Source organism: Pseudomonas sp. efr-133-TYG-23 (genome assembly GCF_030209215.1).
Classification (GTDB): domain Bacteria; phylum Pseudomonadota; class Gammaproteobacteria; order Pseudomonadales; family Pseudomonadaceae; genus Aquipseudomonas; species Aquipseudomonas rhodesiae.
The window spans coordinates 44,777-67,697 of sequence record NZ_JARVSL010000051.1 but is presented as its reverse complement, the minus strand read 5'-3'; the positions used below and the strand labels follow the sequence as shown (position 1 = coordinate 67,697).

The 22,921-nt window shown below is 60.0% G+C and carries 18 protein-coding genes and 2 tRNA genes; 13 read left to right on the top strand and 7 right to left on the bottom strand.

The features are described from left to right. The first annotated feature begins 108 nt into the window (after window positions 1-108). The 9 genes from QRN41_RS25730 (at window position 109) to QRN41_RS25690 (ending at window position 10,171) form a co-directional block, all read left to right on the top strand. A tRNA-Leu gene (locus QRN41_RS25730) sits at window positions 109-193 on the top strand. A 77-nt stretch (window positions 194-270) separates the two neighbouring features. Then, window positions 271-346 (top strand) — tRNA-His (locus QRN41_RS25725). A 326-nt stretch (window positions 347-672) separates the two neighbouring features. Further along, window positions 673-1,983 (top strand): trigger factor, encoded by a 1,311-nt coding sequence (gene tig / locus QRN41_RS25720; protein ID WP_034138643.1) that lies wholly within the window; start codon window positions 673-675, stop codon window positions 1,981-1,983. Between the two features lie 91 nt (window positions 1,984-2,074). Beyond that, window positions 2,075-2,710 carry an ATP-dependent Clp endopeptidase proteolytic subunit ClpP gene (gene clpP / locus QRN41_RS25715; protein WP_034098854.1) on the top strand — a complete coding sequence of 212 codons (636 nt, stop codon included), beginning with the start codon at window positions 2,075-2,077 and terminating at the stop codon, window positions 2,708-2,710. Between the two features lie 112 nt (window positions 2,711-2,822). Continuing rightward, window positions 2,823-4,106, top strand: a complete 1,284-nt coding sequence (gene clpX / locus QRN41_RS25710; protein ID WP_034098852.1) for an ATP-dependent Clp protease ATP-binding subunit ClpX — start codon at window positions 2,823-2,825, stop codon at window positions 4,104-4,106. A 161-nt stretch (window positions 4,107-4,267) separates the two neighbouring features. Continuing rightward, entirely contained in the window at window positions 4,268-6,664 is a 2,397-nt protein-coding gene (lon, locus tag QRN41_RS25705) for an endopeptidase La (protein WP_034138642.1), read from the top strand. 133 nt (window positions 6,665-6,797) lie between these two features. Continuing rightward, entirely contained in the window at window positions 6,798-7,085 is a 288-nt protein-coding gene (locus QRN41_RS25700) for an HU family DNA-binding protein (protein WP_221034285.1), read from the top strand. A gap of 230 nt (window positions 7,086-7,315) precedes the next feature. Further along, the gene (locus QRN41_RS25695) at window positions 7,316-9,190 is read left to right on the top strand and encodes a SurA N-terminal domain-containing protein (RefSeq protein WP_094066503.1); all 1,875 of its coding nucleotides are present in this window, start codon (window positions 7,316-7,318) and stop codon (window positions 9,188-9,190) included. A 168-nt stretch (window positions 9,191-9,358) separates the two neighbouring features. Next, a complete protein-coding gene (locus tag QRN41_RS25690; protein ID WP_034138640.1) occupies window positions 9,359-10,171 on the top strand; it encodes a DUF2242 domain-containing protein in 813 nt (270 codons plus the stop codon). A gap of 313 nt (window positions 10,172-10,484) precedes the next feature. Here the strand turns inward: QRN41_RS25690 and QRN41_RS25685 are convergent, their stop codons facing one another. Both QRN41_RS25685 and QRN41_RS25680 read right to left on the bottom strand, forming a co-directional pair. Beyond that, the gene (locus tag QRN41_RS25685) at window positions 10,485-11,519 is read right to left on the bottom strand and encodes an AraC family transcriptional regulator (protein ID WP_123479680.1); all 1,035 of its coding nucleotides are present in this window, start codon (window positions 11,517-11,519) and stop codon (window positions 10,485-10,487) included. Between the two features lie 4 nt (window positions 11,520-11,523). Further along, window positions 11,524-12,654, bottom strand: coding sequence for a carbon-nitrogen hydrolase family protein (locus QRN41_RS25680; protein WP_285422271.1), 1,131 nt, complete (start codon window positions 12,652-12,654; stop codon window positions 11,524-11,526). Between the two features lie 211 nt (window positions 12,655-12,865). On the opposite strand from QRN41_RS25680, the gene QRN41_RS25675 reads away from it, so the two are divergent. Next, complete coding sequence (locus QRN41_RS25675) at window positions 12,866-14,905, top strand: NADPH-dependent 2,4-dienoyl-CoA reductase (protein WP_167417730.1); 2,040 nt, start codon at window positions 12,866-12,868, stop codon at window positions 14,903-14,905. Between the two features lie 57 nt (window positions 14,906-14,962). Continuing rightward, window positions 14,963-15,853 carry a 1-aminocyclopropane-1-carboxylate deaminase/D-cysteine desulfhydrase gene (locus QRN41_RS25670; RefSeq protein WP_285422270.1) on the top strand — a complete coding sequence of 297 codons (891 nt, stop codon included), beginning with the start codon at window positions 14,963-14,965 and terminating at the stop codon, window positions 15,851-15,853. On the opposite strand, the gene QRN41_RS25665 is transcribed toward QRN41_RS25670, so the two are convergent. From QRN41_RS25665 to QRN41_RS25655, 3 genes are all read right to left on the bottom strand, one after another. Continuing rightward, entirely contained in the window at window positions 15,843-16,400 is a 558-nt protein-coding gene (locus QRN41_RS25665) for a cytochrome b (protein WP_034098839.1), read from the bottom strand. The two genes, QRN41_RS25670 and QRN41_RS25665, sit on opposite strands and share 11 nt — an antisense overlap. Window positions 16,401-16,514: 114 nt before the next feature. Beyond that, a complete protein-coding gene (phnX, locus tag QRN41_RS25660) occupies window positions 16,515-17,342 on the bottom strand; it encodes a phosphonoacetaldehyde hydrolase (protein ID WP_285422269.1) in 828 nt (275 codons plus the stop codon). Further along, on the bottom strand, window positions 17,339-18,469 hold the full coding sequence (locus QRN41_RS25655) for a 2-aminoethylphosphonate--pyruvate transaminase (RefSeq protein WP_285422268.1): 1,131 nt from the start codon (window positions 18,467-18,469) through the stop codon (window positions 17,339-17,341). Before QRN41_RS25655 ends, phnX begins: the two co-directional genes overlap by 4 nt. 110 nt (window positions 18,470-18,579) lie before the next feature. Here QRN41_RS25655 and QRN41_RS25650 point away from each other — a divergent pair, with 110 nt between their 5' ends. Both QRN41_RS25650 and QRN41_RS25645 read left to right on the top strand, forming a co-directional pair. Beyond that, window positions 18,580-19,437: a LysR substrate-binding domain-containing protein gene (locus tag QRN41_RS25650; protein WP_034098836.1), complete on the top strand. Its 858-nt coding sequence runs from the start codon at window positions 18,580-18,582 to the stop codon at window positions 19,435-19,437. Between the two features lie 100 nt (window positions 19,438-19,537). Then, window positions 19,538-20,245: a YebC/PmpR family DNA-binding transcriptional regulator gene (locus QRN41_RS25645; RefSeq protein ID WP_034098834.1), complete on the top strand. Its 708-nt coding sequence runs from the start codon at window positions 19,538-19,540 to the stop codon at window positions 20,243-20,245. Window positions 20,246-20,414: 169 nt separating this feature from the next. On the opposite strand, the gene QRN41_RS25640 is transcribed toward QRN41_RS25645, so the two are convergent. After that, window positions 20,415-21,722: a protein kinase gene (locus QRN41_RS25640; RefSeq protein WP_285422267.1), complete on the bottom strand. Its 1,308-nt coding sequence runs from the start codon at window positions 21,720-21,722 to the stop codon at window positions 20,415-20,417. A gap of 39 nt (window positions 21,723-21,761) precedes the next feature. Further along, on the bottom strand, window positions 21,762-22,856 hold the full coding sequence (gene zapE / locus QRN41_RS25635) for a cell division protein ZapE (RefSeq protein WP_285422266.1): 1,095 nt from the start codon (window positions 22,854-22,856) through the stop codon (window positions 21,762-21,764). Window positions 22,857-22,921: the final 65 nt, after the last annotated feature.

Below are 22,921 nucleotides of genomic sequence, written 5' to 3'. Positions count from 1 at the left end.
ACGGGATTGTGACTCCCGTTGTCGAGGGTTCGATCCCCTTCGTCCACCCCATATTTTGAAAGGCGCCAGATTTTACAGTCTGGCGCCTTTGCTTTAAGAGCTTCAAGCGCGGATGTGGTGGAATTGGTAGACACACTGGATTTAGGTTCCAGCGCCGCAAGGCGTAAGAGTTCGAGTCTCTTCATCCGCACCAATCAAAGCTTTGTTCGGTCGTAAGATCGAGCAGGGCTCAACAAAGAAGTGGTTTGGTTTCTTTGTTAACGCAATATGGTGGGCGTAGCTCAGTTGGTAGAGCACGGGATTGTGACTCCCGTTGTCGAGGGTTCGATCCCCTTCGTCCACCCCATATTCGAAAGGCGCCAGATTTAACAGTCTGGCGCCTTTTTTGGTTTTAGCGGTTCGGATCGTGGGCGGCCGTAGCTACCGGGTCGCAGTGTCAGGGATGGAAGTGATGGCCTCTTCTATATATAGAAGAGGCGGCACAGAGCCCTGGCATGATTGGCTGTATTTGTCAGCGGGGCGAGGAGCAGCAGTGCTCTCGTGCCGATAAATTGCCGGCTGTTTGCGAGCATATTTCCAGTAGGGTGACTTCTTGAGTTTGACCCACTAGAATGCATGCCCTTGATTGGGGTCGGAAATGGCCGGCTAACGTCTGTGCAACGAGGAATATCCATGCAAGTTTCTGTTGAAAATACTACTGCTCTCGAGCGCCGCCTGAGCATCACCGTGCCGGCAGAGCGTATCGAGACTGCGGTCAACAAGCGTCTGCAGCAGACTGCCCAGAAGGCCAAGATCGCTGGTTTCCGTCCAGGCAAAGTGCCGATGAGCGAAATCAAGCGTCGTTTTGGTGCCGATGCGCGTCAGGAAGCTGTTGGTGACGTCATTCAGGCTTCTTTCTACGAAGCCGTTGTCGAGCAAAAGCTGAACCCAGCCGGCTCGCCTTCGATCGAGCCTAAGTCCCTGGAAGCAGGCAAGGACCTGGAATACGTAGCCGTATTCGAAGTGTTCCCTGAATTCGAAGTTGCCGGCTTCGAGGGTATCGCTATCGAGCGCCTGAGCGCTGAAGTGGCCGATTCCGATCTGGACAACATGCTGGAAATCCTGCGCAAGCAGAACACCCGTTTTGAAGTGGTCGAGCGTGCCGCCCAGAACGAAGACCAACTGAACATCGATTTCGTTGGCAAGGTTGACGGCGAAGTATTCGCTGGCGGTTCTGCCAAGGGCACTCAACTGGTGTTGGGTTCCAACCGCATGATCCCTGGTTTCGAAGATGGCCTGGTTGGCGCTAAAGCCGGCGAAGAGCGCGTTTTGAACCTGACCTTCCCGGCTGACTATCAGAACCTGGACCTGGCCGGTAAAACCGCCGAGTTCACCGTGACCGTCAACAGCGTTTCCGAGCCTAAGCTGCCAGAGCTGAATGAAGAGTTCTTCGCTCAGTTCGGTATTAAAGAAACCGGCATCGAAGGTTTCCGCGCCGAAGTTCGCAAGAACATGGAGCGTGAGCTGCGCCAGGCCATCAAGTCCAAGGTGAAGAACCAAGTCATGGACGGTCTGCTGGCCGCCAACCCGATCGAAGTACCTAAGGCTCTGCTGTCCAATGAAGTGGATCGCCTGCGCGTTCAAGCGGTTCAGCAGTTTGGTGGCAACATCAAGCCTGATCAACTGCCTGCCGAGCTGTTCGAAGAGCAAGCCAAGCGTCGCGTAGTGCTGGGTTTGATCGTGGCTGAAGTGGTCAAGCAATTTGATCTCAAGCCTGACGAAGATCGCGTTCGTGAAATGATCCAGGAGATGGCTTCGGCCTACCAGGAGCCTGAGCAGGTCGTGGCTTGGTACTACAAGAACGACCAGCAACTGAACGAAGTACGTTCGGTTGTGCTGGAAGAACAAGTTGTGGATACTGTTCTGCAGAAGGCTAAGGTGACCGATAAAGCGGTCTCTTACGAAGAAGCAGTCAAACCGGCGGAAGCAGCACAAGCCGACTGATTGTCCAACTCGTTGGAAATACAACCATAAGCCAGCCTCGCGCTGGCTTATGCGTTTTCAAGACATGACTATTTGGGAGTAACTGCAGAGCATGTTCCGTAATTCCTATATTCAGCAGAACTCTGATATCCAGGCCGCCGGCGGCCTGGTCCCGATGGTTGTCGAGCAGTCCGCTCGTGGCGAACGCGCCTACGACATCTACTCGCGCCTGCTCAAGGAGCGAGTGATCTTTCTGGTTGGTCCGGTAGAGGACTACATGGCCAACCTGATTTGCGCGCAACTGCTGTTCCTTGAAGCGGAAAACCCGGACAAGGACATCCATCTTTACATCAACTCGCCGGGTGGTTCGGTGACTGCGGGCATGTCGATCTACGACACCATGCAGTTCATCAAGCCAAACGTGTCGACCACTTGTATCGGCCAGGCGTGCAGCATGGGCGCATTCCTGCTGACTGCGGGTGCTCCGGGCAAGCGTTTCTGTCTGCCGAACTCCCGCGTGATGATTCACCAGCCATTGGGTGGTTTCCAGGGTCAGGCGTCGGATATCGAGATCCACGCCAAGGAAATCCTCTTCATCCGCGAGCGTTTGAATACGCTGATGGCCAAGCACAGTGGTCGCACGCTGGAAGAAATCGAGCGTGATACCAACCGTGACAATTTCATGAGTGCGGAAATGGCGCGTGAATACGGGTTGATCGACGCAGTGATTGACCACCGCCCCGCATAATATAAGCCGCTCAAAATAAGGTGGGTCGGCGTAGCCGATCATCGGCGGGCTTGAAAAAGCCCGCATAAGCCTTCATCTTGTGTTGCAAGCCTATCGGATTTGGATCGAACGAATGACTGACACCCGCAACGGCGAGGACAACGGCAAGCTGCTCTATTGCTCCTTCTGTGGCAAAAGCCAGCATGAAGTACGCAAATTGATTGCCGGCCCCTCGGTCTTTATCTGCGACGAGTGCGTCGACCTGTGCAATGACATCATCCGCGAGGAGGTGCAGGAAGCCCAGGCCGAAAGCAGCGCGCATAAATTGCCTTCGCCCAAAGAAATCAGCGGCATTCTTGACCAGTATGTGATCGGTCAAGAGCGCGCCAAGAAGATTCTGGCCGTAGCGGTGTACAACCACTACAAGCGCTTGAATCAGCGTGACAAGAAAGGTGAAGAGGTCGAACTCGGCAAGAGCAACATCTTGCTGATCGGTCCCACAGGTTCGGGTAAGACCCTGCTTGCGGAGACCCTCGCTCGCCTGCTGAACGTTCCCTTCACCATCGCTGACGCGACCACCCTCACCGAGGCTGGCTACGTGGGCGAGGACGTCGAGAACATCATTCAGAAATTGCTGCAAAAATGTGATTACGATGTAGAGAAGGCCCAGATGGGTATTGTCTACATCGACGAAATCGACAAGATTTCGCGCAAATCCGACAACCCGTCCATCACCCGGGACGTGTCCGGTGAGGGTGTGCAGCAAGCGCTGTTGAAACTGATTGAAGGCACGGTTGCATCCGTACCGCCGCAAGGTGGCCGCAAGCACCCGCAGCAGGAATTCCTTCAGGTTGATACACGTAATATTCTGTTCATCTGTGGCGGTGCGTTCTCCGGTCTGGAAAAGGTTATTCAAAACCGTTCCACCCGTGGCGGCATCGGTTTCAGTGCGGAAGTGCGCAGCAAGGAAGAAGGTAAGAAAGTGGGCGAGTCCCTGCGTGAAGTCGAGCCTGACGATTTGGTCAAGTTCGGTCTGATCCCGGAATTTGTCGGCCGTCTGCCGGTCCTGGCTACATTGGATGAGCTGGATGAGGCTGCTCTGATTCAGATCCTCACCGAGCCGAAAAACGCCCTGACCAAGCAATACGCCAAGCTTTTCGAAATGGAAGGTGTAGACCTCGAGTTCCGTACCGATGCGCTCAAATCTGTAGCGAAGCGGGCACTGGAGCGTAAGACCGGTGCGCGCGGTTTGCGCTCGATCCTCGAAGGTGTGTTGCTCGACACCATGTATGAAATCCCCTCGCAGTCCGAGGTGAGTAAAGTGGTGATCGACGAAAGCGTTATAGAGGGTAAGTCCAAGCCACTGTATATCTATGAAAACAGTGAGCCGGCTGCCAAGGCTGCGCCAGACGCGTAAGCGTTTCGCGGTTTCGGTACAGACAAAGGGGCCTCCAGGGGCCCCTTTGTTTTTTTGTAGGTTCTTACTGCGTTTAACTGCCGGCAATAAGCTTGTTTTTTTTGCATGCAGCCCCCATCTTGGCTTCATGCTTACTTTTGAACTGTCATAGAGGCGAAATCATGAAGACCACCATCGAATTGCCTCTCCTGCCGTTGCGTGATGTTGTCGTCTATCCGCACATGGTTATCCCGCTGTTCGTGGGGCGCGAGAAGTCTATCGAAGCCCTCGAGGCCGCGATGACGGGCGACAAGCAGATCCTGCTGTTGGCCCAGAAAAATCCAGCTGATGATGATCCAGGCGAAGACGCCCTGTATCGGGTCGGCACTGTTGCTACTGTTCTGCAATTGCTCAAACTGCCGGATGGCACCGTCAAGGTGCTGGTGGAAGGCGAGCAACGCGGCGCGGTGGAACGCTTCATGGAGGTGGATGGCCACCTACGTGCCGAGGTGGCGTTGATCGATGAGATCGAGGCCCCGGAGCGCGAGTCTGAAGTGTTCGTACGCAGTCTGCTCTCGCAATTCGAGCAGTATGTACAGTTGGGCAAGAAAGTCCCGGCTGAAGTCCTATCTTCTCTTAATAGCATTGATGAACCCAGCCGCCTGGTCGATACCATGGCTGCCCATATGGCGCTGAAGATCGAGCAGAAGCAGGACATCCTCGAAATCATCGACCTGCCGGCTCGCGTCGAGCATGTGCTGGCGTTGTTGGATGCTGAAATCGACCTGCTGCAGGTTGAAAAGCGCATTCGTGGCCGCGTTAAGAAGCAGATGGAACGCAGCCAGCGTGAGTACTACCTGAATGAGCAGATGAAGGCCATTCAGAAAGAGCTCGGCGACAGCGAGGAAGGCCACAACGAAATCGAAGAGCTGAAAAAGCGCATCGATGCCGCAGGTCTACCTAAAGATGCATTGACCAAAGCCACCGCCGAGCTGAACAAGCTCAAGCAAATGTCGCCGATGTCGGCCGAAGCCACCGTTGTGCGCTCCTACATCGACTGGCTGGTGCAGGTGCCGTGGAAGGCTCAGACCAAGGTGCGCCTGGACCTGGCCCGCGCCGAAGACATTCTCGACGCCGACCACTACGGCCTTGAAGAGGTCAAGGAGCGCATCCTTGAATACCTCGCCGTACAGAAGCGCGTGAAGAAAATCCGCGGGCCGGTGCTGTGCCTGGTCGGGCCGCCTGGCGTGGGCAAGACCTCTCTGGCCGAATCCATCGCCAATGCCACCAACCGTAAATTCGTCCGCATGGCCCTGGGTGGCGTGCGGGATGAAGCGGAAATTCGTGGCCATCGCCGCACCTATATCGGTTCGATGCCAGGAAGATTGATTCAAAAGATGACCAAAGTCGGCGTGCGCAATCCGCTGTTCTTGCTCGATGAAATCGACAAGATGGGCAGCGACATGCGTGGCGATCCGGCCTCGGCCTTGCTCGAGGTTCTCGATCCTGAGCAAAACCACAATTTCAACGACCATTACCTCGAAGTCGATTACGACTTATCCGACGTCATGTTCCTGTGCACCTCCAACTCCATGAATATTCCGCCGGCGCTGCTGGATCGGATGGAGGTGATTCGTCTGCCGGGTTACACCGAAGACGAGAAGATCAACATCGCGGTCAAGTACCTCGCGCCCAAGCAGACATCGGCCAATGGCCTGAAGAAGGGCGAGATTGAGTTCGAGGTCGAAGCGATTCGCGACATCGTGCGTTACTACACCCGCGAGGCCGGTGTGCGGGGGCTTGAGCGCCAGATCGCGAAGATCTGCCGCAAGGCGGTCAAAGAGCATGCTTTGGAAAAACGCTTCGCGGTGAAGGTCACGGCCGACTCCCTAGAGCACTTCCTGGGCGTGCGCAAATTCCGTTACGGGCTGGCTGAGCAGCAGGATCAGGTCGGGCAGGTGACGGGTTTGGCGTGGACTCAAGTGGGGGGTGAGCTGCTGACCATTGAGGCTGCGGTGATCCCTGGCAAGGGCCAGTTGATCAAGACCGGTTCCCTGGGCGATGTGATGGTCGAGTCCATCACCGCCGCGCAGACCGTGGTGCGCAGTCGCGCTCGGAGCCTGGGGATTCCCTTGGACTTCCACGAGAAGCACGACACCCATATCCATATGCCGGAAGGGGCGACCCCGAAGGATGGTCCAAGCGCCGGCGTGGGCATGTGCACCGCGCTGGTGTCGGCATTGACCGGTATTCCGGTACGCGCTGATGTAGCCATGACTGGGGAAATTACTCTGCGTGGTCAAGTATTGGCCATTGGTGGTCTGAAAGAGAAATTGCTTGCCGCGCACCGGGGTGGAATCAAGACAGTGATCATTCCTGAAGAGAATGTTCGCGACTTGAAGGAAATTCCTGACAATATCAAGCAAGATCTTCAGATTAAACCCGTTAAATGGATTGACGAGGTCCTGCAAATTGCGCTGCAATACGCGCCGGAGCCCTTGCCGGATGTGGCCCCGGAGATAGTTGCTAAGGACGAAAAACGAGAGTCTGATTCCAAGGAAAGAATTAGCACGCATTAATGCGAATAAGCCTGGAGGCTTCCTTGACAGCTTTTTAGAGCCCTTGTTATAAAGCGGCTCTTAAGTGTCTGTAGGCCATTCAGCACTGGTTTTTGCTTTCACCAAAAAACTTAGAATCATACTCAATAGATATATAAGGGGACTTAGAGTGAACAAGTCGGAACTGATTGATGCTATCGCTGCATCCGCTGATATCCCGAAAGCTGCTGCTGGCCGTGCGCTGGATGCAGTAATCGAATCCGTCACTGGCGCTCTTAAGGCCGGCGACTCCGTGGTACTGGTAGGCTTCGGTACTTTCTCTGTGACTGACCGCCCAGCTCGCACTGGCCGCAACCCACAGACTGGCAAAGCACTGCAAATCGCTGCTGCCAAGAAACCAGGTTTCAAAGCCGGTAAAGCCCTGAAAGAAGCCGTCAACTAAGTTTCGATCAAGCCTTACCTACCCGGGTCAGACGCAGGTCTGGCCTGGCAGCGGAGCGGCAGCTGACCCACGTATCCATTGGGTCGCCACGCCGGGGGTGTGGGTTCAAACCCCCGTCCGCTCCGCCAGTTACGAGAAGGCGCATCCTCGGATGCGCCTTTCTTCTATCCGGACTCTACCCACGCTCCACGGTTGCCAATTTTTGAAGTTCAACCGTTTCTGGGGGACGCATGCTGCAAAATATCAGGGACAATTCACAAGGCTGGATTGCCAAGACCATTATCGGGATCATCGTCGCATTGATGGCGTTCACCGGTATCGAAGCGATTTTCCAGGCTTCGACCAACACCAAGCAGGACGTGGCCAAGGTCAACGGTGAAACCATCACCCAGACCGAACTGAGCCAGGCCGTCGACATGCAACGGCGCCAGCTGATGCAACAGCTGGGCAAAGATTTCGATGCTTCGCTGCTGGACGAAAAACTGCTGCGCGAGGCGGCCCTCAAGGGTCTTATCGATCGCAAGCTGCTGCTTCAAGGTGCCGCCGATTCCAAGTTTGGCTTCTCTGAAGCCGCGCTGGATCAGGTGATCCTGCAGACACCGGAATTCCAGGTGGATGGCAAATTCAGTCCAGAACGATTTGATCAGGTGATTCGTCAACTGGGCTATACCCGTTTGCAATTCCGTCAGATGCTGACGCAAGAAATGCTTATCGGCCAGGTTCGCGCAGGTATCGCCGGCAGTGGTTTCGTAACCGACGCCGAGGTGCTGGCTTTTGCCCGTCTGGAGAAACAGACCCGCGATTTCGCCACCGTCAACATCAAGGCCAATCCTGCAGCGGTGAAGCTGACCGACGAGGAGGTCAAGGCCTACTACGATCAGCACGCCAAAGAGTTCATGACCCCTGACCAAGTGGTCATCGATTACCTCGAGTTGAAGAAGTCGTCCTTCTTTGATCAGGTCAATGTCAAGGACGATGAGCTGCAGGCGGCTTATCAAAAGGAAATCGCCAACCTCGCTGAACAGCGTCGTGCCGCGCATATCCTTATTGAAGTCAACGACAAGGTCACCGACGCTCAGGCGAAAGCGAAGATCGAAGAAATCCAGGCACGCCTGGCCAAAGGTGAGAAGTTCGAAGCCTTGGCCAAGGAGTTCTCCCAGGACCCTGGTTCGGCCAGCAACGGCGGCGACCTCGGTTTCGCCGGCCCTGGCGTTTACGATCCGGATTTCGAAACCGCCCTGTACGCGTTGAACAAAGACCAGGTCTCGGCACCGGTGCGCACCACCTTTGGTTGGCACTTGATCAAGCTGCTGGGGGTTGAAGCACCTGAGGTGCCGACTTTTGCCAGCCTGAAGGACAAGCTGACCCGCGAGCTGAAGACTCAGCAGGTCGAGCAGCGTTTCGTCGAAGCCACCAAGCAGTTGGAGGATGCGGCGTTCGAAGCGTCCGACCTGGCTCAGCCGGCGTCTGACCTCAAGCTCACTGTGCACACCTCGGCGCCATTTGGCCGTGACGGCGGTGAAGGGGTCGCGGCTAACAGGGCCGTGGTGACCGCCGCATTCAGCCCGGAAGTGCTGGATGAAGGCGCTAACAGTAGCGCCATCGAGCTGGACCCTGAAACCATCATCGTGCTGCGTGCCAAGGAGCACCGCAAACCTGCGCAATTGCCGCTGGAGAGCGTTGCCACGGCAATCCGTGCACAGATGACCAAGGAGCGCGCCAGCGCGGCGGCCAAGACCCATGCCGACGAGCTGATTGCCAGCCTGCGTGATGGCAAGACCCCGCTGAACCAGCCGATTGACGGTCAGGCGTGGAAAGTTACCGAAGCGGCTACCCGTGGCCAGGAAGGGATTGATCCTGCCGTGCTGCAAGCCTTGTTCCGCATGCCAAAGCCTGCGTCCAAGGACAAGCCGACCTTCACCACCGTGACCCTGGCCGATGGTAGCCTGATGATCGTGCGGTTGAACGGTGTCAACGAAGCAGCTGCCCCATCGGACGAAGAAAAGGCGCAATATCGCCGCTTCCTCGCTTCCCGTGTCGGTCAACAGGACTTCGCGGCTTACCGTAAACAGTTGGAAACCAAGGCTGACATCAAGAAATACTGATGCTGGCTTGAACAAAAAGCCCCCCGCCTGAAAAGTCCGGGGGCTTTTTCATGGGTGTTCGTTCAGGGGGGCGTAGTCAACCTGTGACGTTTTACCGACAGGAATACGCGCGCCTGCCCCCCGTTCTGTTGCACAATACCGCCCAGATCGTTTTCCTCAGGATTATCAATGTCGACATCATTTCACTTGCGCAGCCTCGGGTTGGCGTTGGTGTTGGCGGGCGCCGCGGGCTGCTCGTCACCCAAGACCGCTATTTATGAACATGAGAACTTCGACGATTCCGGCACCTTTTCCCGGGACTACCCAGTCAGCGATGTGGCGGCGTGCGAAGCCGCACGGCGTGCGTTGCTGAGCCAGGGCTACATCATCACCAGCAGCGACCCAAAACTGGTGGTGGGCAACAAGAGCTTCCAGCAGAGTGGCGAAACTCATTTGCAGATCAGTTTCAACGTGGTGTGTGCCGACGACGGCAAAGGCAAGAAACATTCAACGATGTTTGCCAACGCCTTGCAGGACCGCTACGCGCTGAAGAAGGTCAACAACTCGGCGAGCCTGGGAGTGGGGGTGCTGGGTTCGGTGTCGATGCCGATCGGTTCCACCGATGACTCCATGGTCAAGGTCGCCAGTGAAACGGTGTCCGCGCCCAAGTTCTATGAGCGCTACTTTGCGCTGGTGGACGTGTTCCTGCCCCAGGAAGTGAAGAAGGCCGAGCATATTCCGGAGAAGCCGAAGGCTGAACTGGGGGTGCCAGAGCCTAAAACCGAGCCGGCCGCCGAGAAAGTCGAGGCGCCCAAGGATCAGCCAGCTGAGCCTGCCGCCTCGCAACCGCTCGCTCCACCGGCAGAACCCGCGCCGATTGCGCCTCAGGCGGCGCCCGAAGCAGTCCCCGCGCCAGAACCTACGCCGGCTCCCGCGCCGACCAATCCCGACCTGCCCGCGCCGACAGAAGCCATTCCCCCGCTGCCTACGCCTGCACAGTAATCAACACGCTACGGGATCGACGCTGATCCCGTAGCGGCGAGTGCCTCCACTGCCTCCCTGGGCTAAATCACCGACGTGCTGCTACGTTTAATCCTCAAGTGCAGAAACGTCATGGCGCTGACTTTTTTTCGTCATCACGGCACTTTAGGCTGAGTATGCGGGTCATTTGCTAAGGCCGCTCTACACCGGCTTTTCTCATCCAAAACAGGGAGCACACCATGGACGATTATCAAGAAGAGCTGTTGGAGTATCAGGCGTTTGAACTGGACCCTTTGGATCCGGCCGACGATGCCACCGAGCTGTAACACCGACCTTAGGCGGAATGCCGCTGACTGCGGCGAAACTCCCCAGGGGTCTGGTTGTTCCATCGCCTGAACGCGCGTTGAAAGGCCTGGGCTGAGGCAAACCCGAGCAAGTAGGCGATTTCGCCGAAGGCCAGTTCCGTATCGCGGATATAGGTCATGGCCAGGTCGCGGCGAGTGTCATTGAGAATCGCGCGAAACTGGGTGCCTTCTTCCGCCAGTTTGCGTCGCAGGGTCCAGGTCGGCAGCTTCAAGCGTGCCGCCACTTCTTCCAGGTCGGGTTCCCGACCGCCATTGAGCATCGGCCCGAGCAAACGGGTAATGCGCTCGCTCAGGCTGCGAGTGCGGGTCAACTGCTCCAACTCCCGTTCGCACAATTGCAGCAACAGGTGCCAGGTACTTGGGCAATGTTGCGGGTTGCGCAGGGCCAGGGTGGCTTGGCTCAGACGCAGTTGGTTCAGATCAGCACCGAATTGCACAGGGCTATCGCCCAGCAGGCTATAGCGTTCGCTGTAGTCGGGGGCTTGAAATTCGATCTCGATCCGCTGGGCCTGCACCGGTTGCTGGGCCAGGCTAGACAATTGATGCAGCCAGCCAGCGATGATCGAGTCGACCACAAAGCGGTTGTAGGCGTTATATGGGCTGATGGAGTAGAAGCGCAGCCAAGCGCCTTGGGCGTCCTCGTGAAAGCTCGATTGCCCGCGGTAGTTGGAGCCGTACAGCGGCTCAAAGCGCGTCAACGTGCGTGCGGCCTCGCGCACGGTGGGCGCTTGCGCGGCGGTGACACCGGCGAGTCCAGCCTGGCTCAGACGGCTGAGCTGGCCCATGCGCAGGCCCAGGGCAGGGTCGCCGGTGAGCTGTATGGCGGCGTGGCCCAGTCGCATATAGCGGGGGATCGACAACCGCGCGCCGGCTTCGGCCAATCGCGCCGGGTCGAGGCCGTATTGCAGCAGCAGGGGTTGCGGGTCCAGGCCATGGCTGTGCACCGCGTCGGCCAAGGTGTGCACGAAGCCCACCGACAAGTCCCCCAGACGCACTGGTTTCACAGCGTTACAGCCAGATATTCAGCATGCGCGCGCCACGGGCGTCGCCATCGGCGCTGATCTGCCCGTTGCTGCTGAGGAAGCTGTGCCCCGCAGTGCCCAGGTCCCAGAACTGCCCGCGTAGAAACACGCTCATGCCGGCGCTGGCCTGGCTGACGGGTTGCTGGCTGATCAGCGTGAGCCGGCGCCAAGCCTCGCCCTCACTGAGTTCCTCGGGCTTGAGGCTGACTTCCGGCGGCGTGGAAACGCTCTTGAAGCCGCGCCATGGCCGGTCCCAGGTCTCGCGGCCGAGCACGAATGCCGGCACGGCGATCAACTGGGCGCCACTGTCATTGAGTTTGCGGTAATTGTCCGGGTACCAGCTGTCGCTGCCCACCAATATGCCCAGGCGACCCGCCGGCGTGTCCACCACACTGACTACGTTTTCGTCACCTGGCTGGATAAATTCGCGCTCGTCGTAGATCGGGTAGAGCTGACGCTGGGGATCGCCGATGGGCAAGCCGTCGGCAGCGAATACCACGCTGGCGTTGTACAGGGCGCCGTGGCCGATCTGCAGTTGCCGTTGGCTGATGCTCGGGTTGGGTAGGGTGATGGAGCCGGCCACCAGGGTCACGCCGAACTCTTTGGCCAGCCCGCCGAACAGTACCTGATAGTCGCGAGCCATGGCGGGCGCTTTCATGCGCAGGTAGGCGTCGTCCATGCGGTCGGCGCCGGTGGCGCTGATCCAGGCGCGCAGGAACTGCACCGGGTTGCTGATCGACAGCCAGTTCATAGCCTCCTTGAGGTGCAGCGCTTGATAGACCTCGTTCTTTTCGCCGGTGAGCATCAGCCAGGTGCCGATGTGTTCGGGCAGCACCACAATGGTCTTGTCGTTGATCAAGCCTTGGTCGCGGGCGTTTTGCAGATACGCGGCGAGTTTCAGGTGCAGGCGTTCCAGGCTCTGGTAGTCGGCGGGAAACAACTCCGGCTGGATGCCTAGTAGGTTGCCTCGGTCGGCTGGTACGCCTTCGTTGACGGCCAGGGTGATGCGCAGGTCCGACAGGTAATGCGCCACAGGGCGCTCCTGGGTCCAGACCAGATACGCGGTGACGGCGGCAACCAGGGCCAGGGTGACGGTGAACGCTAGAAGTTTACGCATGGGCAACAGACAACAGACCGGGTGCTGGGTTCGGCGTCTAGGGTAGGGCCCATGCCTTGGCTTGCCAAGGGGCGCTGTACATTTGGATCAATAACTTGTCAGTTTCAGTCATTGAGCAGTCGGTAACCGCCTCTTAGTCTGTGGGACATAAACCGATGGTTGGCCATTCGAGCCGGCCACGTCCCGTGATGACCTGCCGTGGAGCTGTACCATGACCGCCGCTGCTTACCCGCACCTGCTGGCCCCGTTGGACCTGGGCTTTACCACCTTGCGCAACCGTACCCTGATGGGATCGATGCACACCGGCCTGGAAGAAAAACCCGGCGGTTTCGAGCGCATGGCCGCCTATTTCGCCGAGCGCGCCCGGGGTGGCGTAGGTTTGATGGTCACCGGCGGTATTGGCCCCAACGATGAGGGTGGTGTGTACGCCGGCGCGGCCAAGTTGACTACCGAGGAAGAAGCGCAGAAGCATAAAATCGTGACCCAAGCGGTGCATGCGGCGGGCGGTAAAATCTGCATGCAGATCCTCCACGCCGGGCGGTATGCCTACAGTCCCAAGCAAGTGGCACCGAGCGCGATCCAGGCGCCGATCAACCCGTTCAAGCCCAAGGAGTTGGACGAGGAAGGCATCGAAAAACAGATCCAGGATTTCGTCACTTGCTCGCGGCTGGCTCAGGTCGCCGAGTACGATGGCGTAGAAATCATGGGCTCTGAAGGCTACTTCATTAACCAGTTCCTCGCCGCGCACACCAACCACCGCACCGACCGTTGGGGCGGCAGCTACGAGAACCGCATGCGCCTGGCCGTGGAAATCGTGCGTCGTGTGCGCGAAGCGGTGGGGCCGAATTTCATTATTATCTTCCGCCTGTCGATGCTCGACCTGGTGGAAGGTGGCAGCACCTGGGAAGAAATCGTGCAACTGGCCAAGGCCATCGAGCAGGCCGGTGCGACCATCATCAACACCGGTATCGGCTGGCACGAAGCACGCATCCCGACCATTGCCACTAAAGTGCCGCGTGGCGCGTTCAGCAAAGTCACCGCCAAGTTGCGCGGCGCGGTACAGATCCCGCTGATCACCACCAACCGCATCAATACCCCGGAGATTGCCGAGCGCATCCTGGCCGAAGGCGATGCCGACATGGTGTCGATGGCGCGGCCGTTCCTTGCCGACCCCGAGTTCGTCAACAAGGCGGCCGCCGGGCGTGCCGATGAGATCAACACCTGCATCGGCTGCAACCAGGCGTGCCTGGATCACACCTTCGGCGGCAAGCTGACCACCTGCCTGGTCAACCCCCGTGCGTGTTACGAAACCGAGCTTAACTACCTGCCGGTAAAACAGATCAAGAAAATTGCCGTGGTCGGTGCCGGCCCCGCGGGTCTGGCGGCGGCGACGGTGGCCGCCGAGCGTGGGCACCAAGTGACCCTGTTCGATGCCGCCAGCGAGATCGGCGGTCAGTTCAATATCGCCAAACGCGTGCCAGGCAAAGAAGAATTCTTCGAAACCCTGCGCTACTTCAAACGCAAATTGCAGACCACCCATGTCGAGGTGTGCCTCAATACCCGCGTGGACGTGGCGCAACTGGCGGCCGGCGGCTATGACGAAATCATCCTGGCCACCGGCATTGCGCCGCGCACCCCGGCTATCCCAGGGATCGACAACCCCAAGGTGCTGAGCTACCTGGACGTGATCCTCGAACGCCAGCCGGTCGGCCAGCGCGTGGCGGTGATCGGCGCCGGCGGCATTGGCTTCGACGTATCGGAGTTCCTAGTGCATCAGGGCGTGTCCACCAGCCTCGACCGTGAGGCGTTCTGGAAGGAATGGGGTATCGACACCCAACTGCAGGCCCGTGGCGGTGTGGCCGGTATCAAGCCCCAGCCCCATGCGCCGGCGCGAGAAGTGTTCCTGCTGCAACGCAAGGCTTCCAAGGTCGGCGATGGCCTGGGCAAGACCACTGGTTGGATCCACCGCACCGGCTTGAAGAACAAGCAGGTGCAGATGCTTAACAGCGTCGAGTACCTGAAGATCGATGACCAAGGCCTGCATATCCGTATCGGTGCCGAGGGCGAGCCGCAGTTATTGGCAGTGGACAACGTTGTGATCTGCGCCGGGCAGGACCCGCTGCGCGACTTGCACGACGGCCTGGTCGCCGCTGGGCAGAACGTGCACCTGATCGGCGGCGCGGACGTGGCGGCCGAGCTGGACGCCAAGCGCGCTATCAACCAAGGCTCGCGCCTCGCCGCCGAGCTGTAAGACCTTGAGCGGGGCGGTGCTAGACTACCGCCCCGTTTTCCAAGCAGATCCACCCCCATGGGCCCCTTCGATTGGCTTCCCTTCGCTCCCCTTGAACCATTGCACCTCGATTGGCTGAACGGCATCGAGCTGGCTGTGCTGCGCCTGGACCGTATAGACCCCCTGATCAGCGGCAACAAGTGGTTCAAACTCACCGAGCATTTGAGGCAGGCAGAGCAGGCCGGTGCCCGTGGCATCATCAGCCTGGGCGGGGCTTACTCCAACCATTTGCATGCCTTGGCGGCAGCGGGTGAGCGCTTTGGTTTCGCCACTGTCGGCCTGTTGCGCGGCCATCCTCAAGACACCCCCACTGTCCTCGACCTGAAAGCCTTTGGCATGCACCTGCATTGGCTGGGCTACGCCGGCTATCGCGCGCGCCACGGGGCGGACTTCTGGCTGCCGTGGCGTGAGCAATACCCGCAGTTGTATCCGGTGCCCGAAGGCGGCGGCGGGCTCCCCGGTGCGCTGGGTTGCGCGGTGCTGGTGGAGCAGGTCCGTGGGCAATTGAGCAAGCTGGGTTGGGACGCTTACGACGCTTGGTGGCTGGCCGCCGGCACGGGGGCGACCCTGGCAGGTTTGGCCCTGGCGGAAGCGGGCGCGCACCCGGTGTACGGTGCGATGGCGGTGCCGGATGATCACGGCGTGGCCCAGAATGTGGGGGCGATTGTGGCCGGTGGCTACGAATTGCTGGCGGCCAGCCGCGGTGGGTTCGCCAAGGCCGACGCTGCATTGCTCGACTTTATGCAAACCACCGAACGGGCCACTGGCCTGCCGTTGGAGCCGCTCTATACCGGCAAGGCGCTGTTGGCGTTAAAGCAGCAGATCGAGGCCGGGCGGTTCTCGCCCGGCACGCGTCTGATTTTTGTGCACACCGGTGGCTTGCAGGGCCGTCGCGGGTTCACAGGTTAGCGCGCTTACCCGGCATCATCCGCAGCGCGGTGTTATCGCGAATCACATAGTGGTGCACGATTCCCGCCAGCGCATGCAGGCCGATCAGCCAGTAGCCGATTTTGCCGAACAGCACATGCCAACCTTCGATCTCTTTGGCCAACGCCTTGTTTTCAGCGATCAGCGGTGGCAGCTCAAGACCATAGAACATCACTGAATGCCCTTCGGCGCTGACGATCAGCCAACCGGCAATCGGCATGCCGATCATCAAGGCGTACAGCGCCCAGTGCATCAGTGTGGCCAGCAGGCTCTGCCATGGCGGCGGGGTGGGGATGATCTTTGGCGCGACCCCCAGGCTCCGGGCGAACAGGCGCAGCCACACCAGCACGAATACGGTGAGGCCGAACATAAAGTGCATTTCCACGATCAACGTGCGTGCGCCGCTGCCCTTGGGGAACTGCCCGCGTAGCTCAATGCAGGCGTAAACCACCGCCAGCAGCACCACCATCAACCAGTGCAGCGCAATCGACATGGTGCTGTAGCGCGTATCGGAATTTTTCCACGGCATCGCTGGGATCCTCATTGGTCAGGGCATGCCTTCGTTCTTTTGTGACGAAGTATTTCTACTGTAAGCCTGTTTCCAACGATTTGCCCGCTGCGATGGCCGTTGTTTTGACCTCAATCAGTGGCTTTGCGGCATTTCACCGCGGGCCAGGCGTTGATTGATGTCGGCGATGACCGCCGGCAGCTCGTTAATAGTGTCGATCAGGTAGTGGGGCCGCGAGCCTTCGAACATCGCTTCGATTCGCCTGCGTTCGCTGGCCAGCGTGGCGGCGTCGAGGGCGCGAAATTGCGCATAGGTCAGCCCCAGCGCATTGCCGGAGCAGGTCAGCGCCACGGTCCACATGCCGGCGCGGCGGCCTTCGAGGATGCCCGGTACGGTGTCGTCGACTTTTACGCACGCTGCCACGTCGTCAATGCCCAGGGCGATCACATTCGCCAGAGCCTGGGGGGGCCATGGACGGCCATTGGGTACTTCGTCAGTGGCGACCACATGGTCGGCGACGTAGCCGTTGCGCGCGGCCAGGGCGACCACTTTGTCCATCACCTGCTTGGGGTAGCCGGAGCAAGAGCCGATCTTGATGTTCTGGGCACGCAATGTGGCGATGGTGTCGAGCGCGCCGGGGATCAGCGCCGAATGCTCGGCGATCTTCTCGATCTGCAGGGGCATAAAGCGCTTGTAAATGGCCGTCACGTCGTCATCGGAGGGCGTGCGCCCGAATGCCTGGCGGTAGCGCTCGGCCACCTGCGGCTGATTGCACAGGGTGCGGATATGGTCCCACTTGCCCATGCCCATCGGGCCCCGGGCTTCGTCGATGGATACCTGCACGCCGAACTCGGCGAAGGCCTCGACAAAGATCTGCGTGGGCGCGAAGGAGCCGAAGTCGACCACGGTGCCGGCCCAATCCAGGATCACGGCCTGGAGTTTGGTGGGGTTTTGATAGTTCATGCGGGTACTCCGGACGCAGAGAGAAGAGGGATGTCCATGGCACGCAATACCTGGGCGATGGCGGTTACTGCTGCGCGCATGTCGGTAGCGTCGACATGGCCGATGCAGCCGACGCGAAAGGTTTCCACCTGGGTCAATTTGCCGGGGTAGAGGATGAAACCCTTGGCCTTGACCCGTTCGTAGAACTCCTTGAACTGGTAGCGCGGGTGTTGCGGGGCGTGGAAGGTGACGATGATCGGTGCTTGGATCGCCGCCGGTAGGAAGCTGCGCAGGCCCAGCTCGGCCATGCCCTCAAGCAGCGTCTGACAATTGTGCGCGTAGCGCTGATGGCGCGCGGGCTGGCCGCCTTCTTCGTGGTATTGCAGCAGCGCTTCGTGCAGGGCCGCCACCACATGGGTGGGCGGGGTGAAGCGCCATTGGCCGGTTTCGGCCATGTAACGATGCTGCTCGAAAAGGTCCATCGCCAGGGAGTGGCAGTTGCCTTGAGCAGCGGCCAGCGCCTGTTTATCGACAAAGACAAAACCCATGCCCGGCACGCCTTCCAGGCACTTGCCTGAGGCAGCTATCAGCGCGTCGAACGGCACTTCGCGGGCATCGATCGGCAGCGCACCGAAGGAACTCATGGCGTCGACGATCAAGCGCTTGCCGTGGCTTTTTACCACCTGGGCGATGGCCGGCAGCGGGTTGAGAATGCCGGTGCTGGTTTCGCAATGGATCAGCGCGACATGGCTAATCGACGGATCGGCGTGCAGCAGGTGGTCCACATCGGCGGCGGTGGTGGGTTCGTCCTCGGCGGTTGCAAAGGTGCTGAATGCACGGCCGAGCACTTCGCAGATCTTCGCCAGGCGTTTGCCGTAGGCGCCGTTGACCAGCACCAGCACCTTGCCATCCCGTGGCACCAAAGTGCCGATTGCTGCCTCGACGGCGAAGGTGCCGCTGCCCTGCAAGGGCACGCAGTGGTGGCTGTCGGCGCCATGAATGATTGCCAGCAACTGCGCGCGGACGCTGGCGGTGAGTTGGTTGAAGCGCTCATCCCAGGAACCCCAGTCCACCAGCATGGCCTGGCGGGTGCGGGCAGACGTGGTCAGGGGGCCTGGGGTCAACAGCATCGGCGCGGTAAGGAGCATCGTGGGTTCTCTTCAGCGTTGAGTTGAATCTACGGCGCTTACGTTGCGGTTTGGCGTGATATCAATCAAATTGTTTATTGTTATGCGAGCTATCAGCGAGGCCGATAAGCATGAACCTGTTTCAACTGCGTGCATTCGATGCCGTGGCCCGCGAGGGCAGTTTTACCCGTGCGGCGGCGCGGCTGTTTATCAGCCAGCCAGCGGTAACCGGGCATATCAAGGCCCTGGAGGAGCACTATCAGATTCCGCTGTTGCGCCGTACGGCGCGGCGGGTCGAGTTGACCGAGGAGGGCGCGCGGCTGGCGGCGATCACCCGGGCGATCTTCGGTCTGGTGGACGAGGCCCAGGCCCTGCTCGAAGCCAATCGCCAGTTACTCAGCGGGCGCCTGGAAGTGGCGGCGGACGGTCCGCACCTGGTCATGCCGATGATTGCCAGCCTGCGCGCGCGGTACCCGGGCATCACCGTCAACCTGCGGCTGGGCAATGCTCAGGAGACCTTGGCCGCGCTGTTGGCCGAGCATGCCGATGTGGCGGTGCTGACCGAGGTGGAACCCCGCCATGGCGTGCATTTGCAGCCCTTGGGCGAATCGCATATCTGCGCCTTGGTCCCGTCCAGCCACCCATGGACGGAACTGCCCAACGGCATCGAGCTGAAGCAACTCGACGAGGTGATCATGGTGCTGCGCGAGCCCAGTTCGATCACCCGCCGCACCTTTGATGCCGCCTGCCAAGCCGCCGCTGTGCAGCCCAAGGTGCTGCTGGAACTGGATAGCCGTGAGGCGGTGACCGAGGCGGTCGCCGCGCAATTGGGCGTCGGCGTGGTGTCGTCGATGGAGGTCAGCCAGGACCCGCGGGTGCGGGCGGTGCCGATCCGCGGCGCCGGGCTACTGAACCGGCACAGCCTCGGTTGCATGGAGCGACGTCGTTCCCTGCGCCTGATCCAAGCGTTTTTCGAGCTGGCGCCGTGACGGTTTTTTGGTGGAACGATGCGTTCTCGCGCTATAAACTCTGCCCCCAAAGCGCCGGCCAGTAGACGTTTCGGCGCGATGGACGAGAAGAGAGCGAGTCATGGGCGCACAGTGGAAAGTCAAACATAAAGAAGCGGCAGCCAATGCCAAGGGCAAAATCTTCGGCAAGCTGGTGAAAGAAATCACCATCGCCGCGCGCAACGGTGCCGACACCGCGACCAACGCCCACCTGCGTCTGGTGGTGGAGCAGGCCAAAAAAGCCTCGATGCCCAAGGAAACCCTGGACCGCGCCATCAAGAAAGGCGCCGGTCTGCTCGGCGAAACCGTGCAATACCACCGCGTGACCTACGAAGGGTTCGCGCCCCATCAGGTGCCGCTGATCGTCGAGTGTGTGACCGATAACATCAACCGCACCGTGGCGGAAATCCGCGTGGCATTCCGCAAAGGCCAACTGGGCGCTTCCGGTTCGGTAGCCTGGGACTTCAACCACGTCGGCCTGATCGAGGCCTCGCCGGACAGCCCGGACGCCGATCCTGAAATGGCCGCCATCGAAGCCGGCGCCCAGGATTTCGAGGACGGCGAAGAAGAGGGCACCACCCTGTTCATCACCGAAACCACCGACCTCGACGCCGTGCAGAAAGCCCTGCCGGAGCAAGGCTTCACCGTACTATCGGCCAAGCTGGGCTACATCTCGAAGAATCCGGTGAGTGGTTTGACCGACGAGCAGATGGCTGAAGTCGAAGCCTTCCTCGAAGGCTTGGACAACCACGACGACGTGCAGGACATGTTCGTCGGCCTGGCGGGCTGATCGACGGCTGAGCAAGGTGGGAGGGGGCCAGCCCCCTCCCACATTTTGATCCAGGCAGGCAGTGAATATCAAAGGCTGGATGGGCTTGCTCTAACACCCGCCAGCTAAGCGGGCACTGTGTAATTTTCTATCCGAGCTGTTTTGGAGCCCCTCTCTGACATTGCCTTAATTAGTCAAAGTTGCAGATGGCGTGCAGCAACGCCTCGATCTCTTCGAACCCCGGCCGCGCCAGCACGTCCGGCTGACAGCAGCGCGCCTGCAGCGCCACCAGTGCCGCATCTACGGGTTCCCCCTCGATCCGCTCCAGCAATTCCCCCAACAACACCCCGAAGGCCCGCACTTCGATGCGCTGCAATGCCCGGGTTTCCACGGTGTCCGCCACGGCGTGGAATGACGCCGCGCCAAAATCCCCCAGCAAACAATCGCCCGTCGCGTTCCACAGAATATTGTGGGCGTACAGGTCGCCATGGGTGATGCCGTGACGGTGTAGATGCGCCGCCACCGAAGCCATGCCTCGGGCTATGCGCAGTGCGACATCGGCGCTCAAGCGGGTGTCGGGCGCGTAGATATCGCGCGTGCAGGACGCCAGGCTGGGCAGGGCGGCCAGGTTGCGGTAGCTCGGTTCGATCAGGTCCATCACCAAGGCGGCCTGGTCATCGGGGTGGCCGACCACGCGACCTTGCACCTTGATCAGGTTGGGATGCCGCCCGGCGGCGATGCAGGCCTGCATTTCGTGCAGCGGTGAACCGTCGCTGGTGATCGTACCTTTGTAGAGCTTGACCGCCACCGGCAGGGCCTGGGGTTTCCACAAGGCTTTGTGGATCACGCCGGAAGCCCCTTCGCCAAGGACTTCGGCCAATGCCAATTCGGCCCAGGGAATATCCGGCGTGGTGTCGTCTGCCTGGACTTGCACTGCCATTTCCACCGGGTTTCCGGCATAAGCCAGCCAGGTCAGGCTTGGCAGTGACAGCAGCCAGTCCGGCAGGTGGGTGAGGCGATTGGAGGCGATTCGGATCAGCTCCAGGTTGTGGCACTGAGCCAAGCTGCGTGGCAGTTGCTCCAGTTGATTGCCGGCCAGCATCAGCTTTTGCAGCAATGGCCGTTCACCCAACGCCTCGGGCAACTGGCGGATGCAGTTGTCGGTGAGGATCAGCCAGCGCAGCTGCGGCGGTAGGGCGGCGGCGGGCACTTGGCTGATCCGGTTGGCCTTGAAGCCGATCATGCTCAATTTCGCGCACTGACCCAGGGAGGTCGGCAGTTCGGTGAAGGCGTTATCCGAGCAGAACAGCACGCGCAGGTGCGGCAGGCGATGCAGGTCGTCCGGCAAGCGGCTCAGGGCGTTACCGCTGAGGTTGAGGATTTCCAGGGTGTCGGCCAGTTCGAAGATTTCCCGAGGAAACTCGGTGAGCCCGCAGGAAAGATCCAGGCGCGTGATACCGGCCAATTGGCCGGCCTTGAGTTGGGCGAGGGTAGTCATGAACGGCGCAGTCACTCGGCAAGGGGGCGTAAAGGGCGCTCATGATACCGGGTCGGGCACGGGTTGCGGGTCGACCTGTTGCAATTGGCTCAGGCGGCTGGCGGTGCGGGCCAGGTCGATGGCCTCGCCCGCCAGGCAGTCGGCCAGGGGCTCGGTGCCGATCAGGGTCAGGTGTTTGTCGCGGTCGTAGAGCACGTCCACCAGATTGATGAAGCGTTGTTGTACGGCAATCGGGCACTGCGCCAGGTGGGGCAGGCCGTCGATGATCCAGTGATCGAACGTCTCGCACAGCAAGAGGTAGTCCATCACCGCCGTCAATTGCTCGCAAAGATCGGCGAAGGTGAAGACGATGGTGCGCGCTTGGTGGTGGCGACACACCAGTTGCCGATTGCCCACCTGCAACTGCTGCGCTGGGCCTTGAGTCGCCGGCAGGCCGAGGGCCGCACGCTGCGCGGCCGTGCCTGGCCACAGGTAGACGCCAGCGGTAAAGCGCTGCGTGGCATGGGCCTGGGGCAGGCTGCGAAAGTCCTGTGGCGAGCTGACTTCGAGCACGTCCATGCGCGCGGCGATCAGGTCGATCACTGGCTTGAAGCGCTCGTGGTACAGCGGGTTGGGCAGCAGTCCTTCGGGCGCGTAGTTGGACGTGACCAGCACCAGAATGCCGCGCTGGAACAGCGATTTGAACAATCGGCTGATAAGCATGGCATCGCCGATATCGTGGACGTGGAACTCGTCGAAGCACAGCACCCGGCAGTCTGCCAACAGCTCATCGAGGGTCACGCCCAGCGCGTCATCCTGTTCACGGTGCTGGAACATGCCCCGGTGCAGACGCGCGAAGAAATCGTGGAAATGCACCCGCTGTTTCTCGGCCAGCGGCAGCGCCTGGAAAAAGCCGTCCAACAGCCAGCTCTTACCGCGCCCCACCGGCCCGTGCAGGTACAGGCCACGGGTGGCTTGGCCGTCGAGCAGGTGGCCGGTCTCGCGGGCCATGGCGGCAATCGCTCGGGTTTGCCCGGCGCTGAGGGTGTAGCCCTGCTGTTGGGCTTTGTGCGCAAAAAACTCGGGGATGGAGGCGTCGCTGCGTGGCGCGCGTTGTTTACCAAGCAGGCGACGGATCAAAGTCGGCACGGCCACTGCGGATCACTCTGTGGGTCAAAGGTCGCTCACTTTAGGATGCTCTTCAGGTTTTGACCAATCGC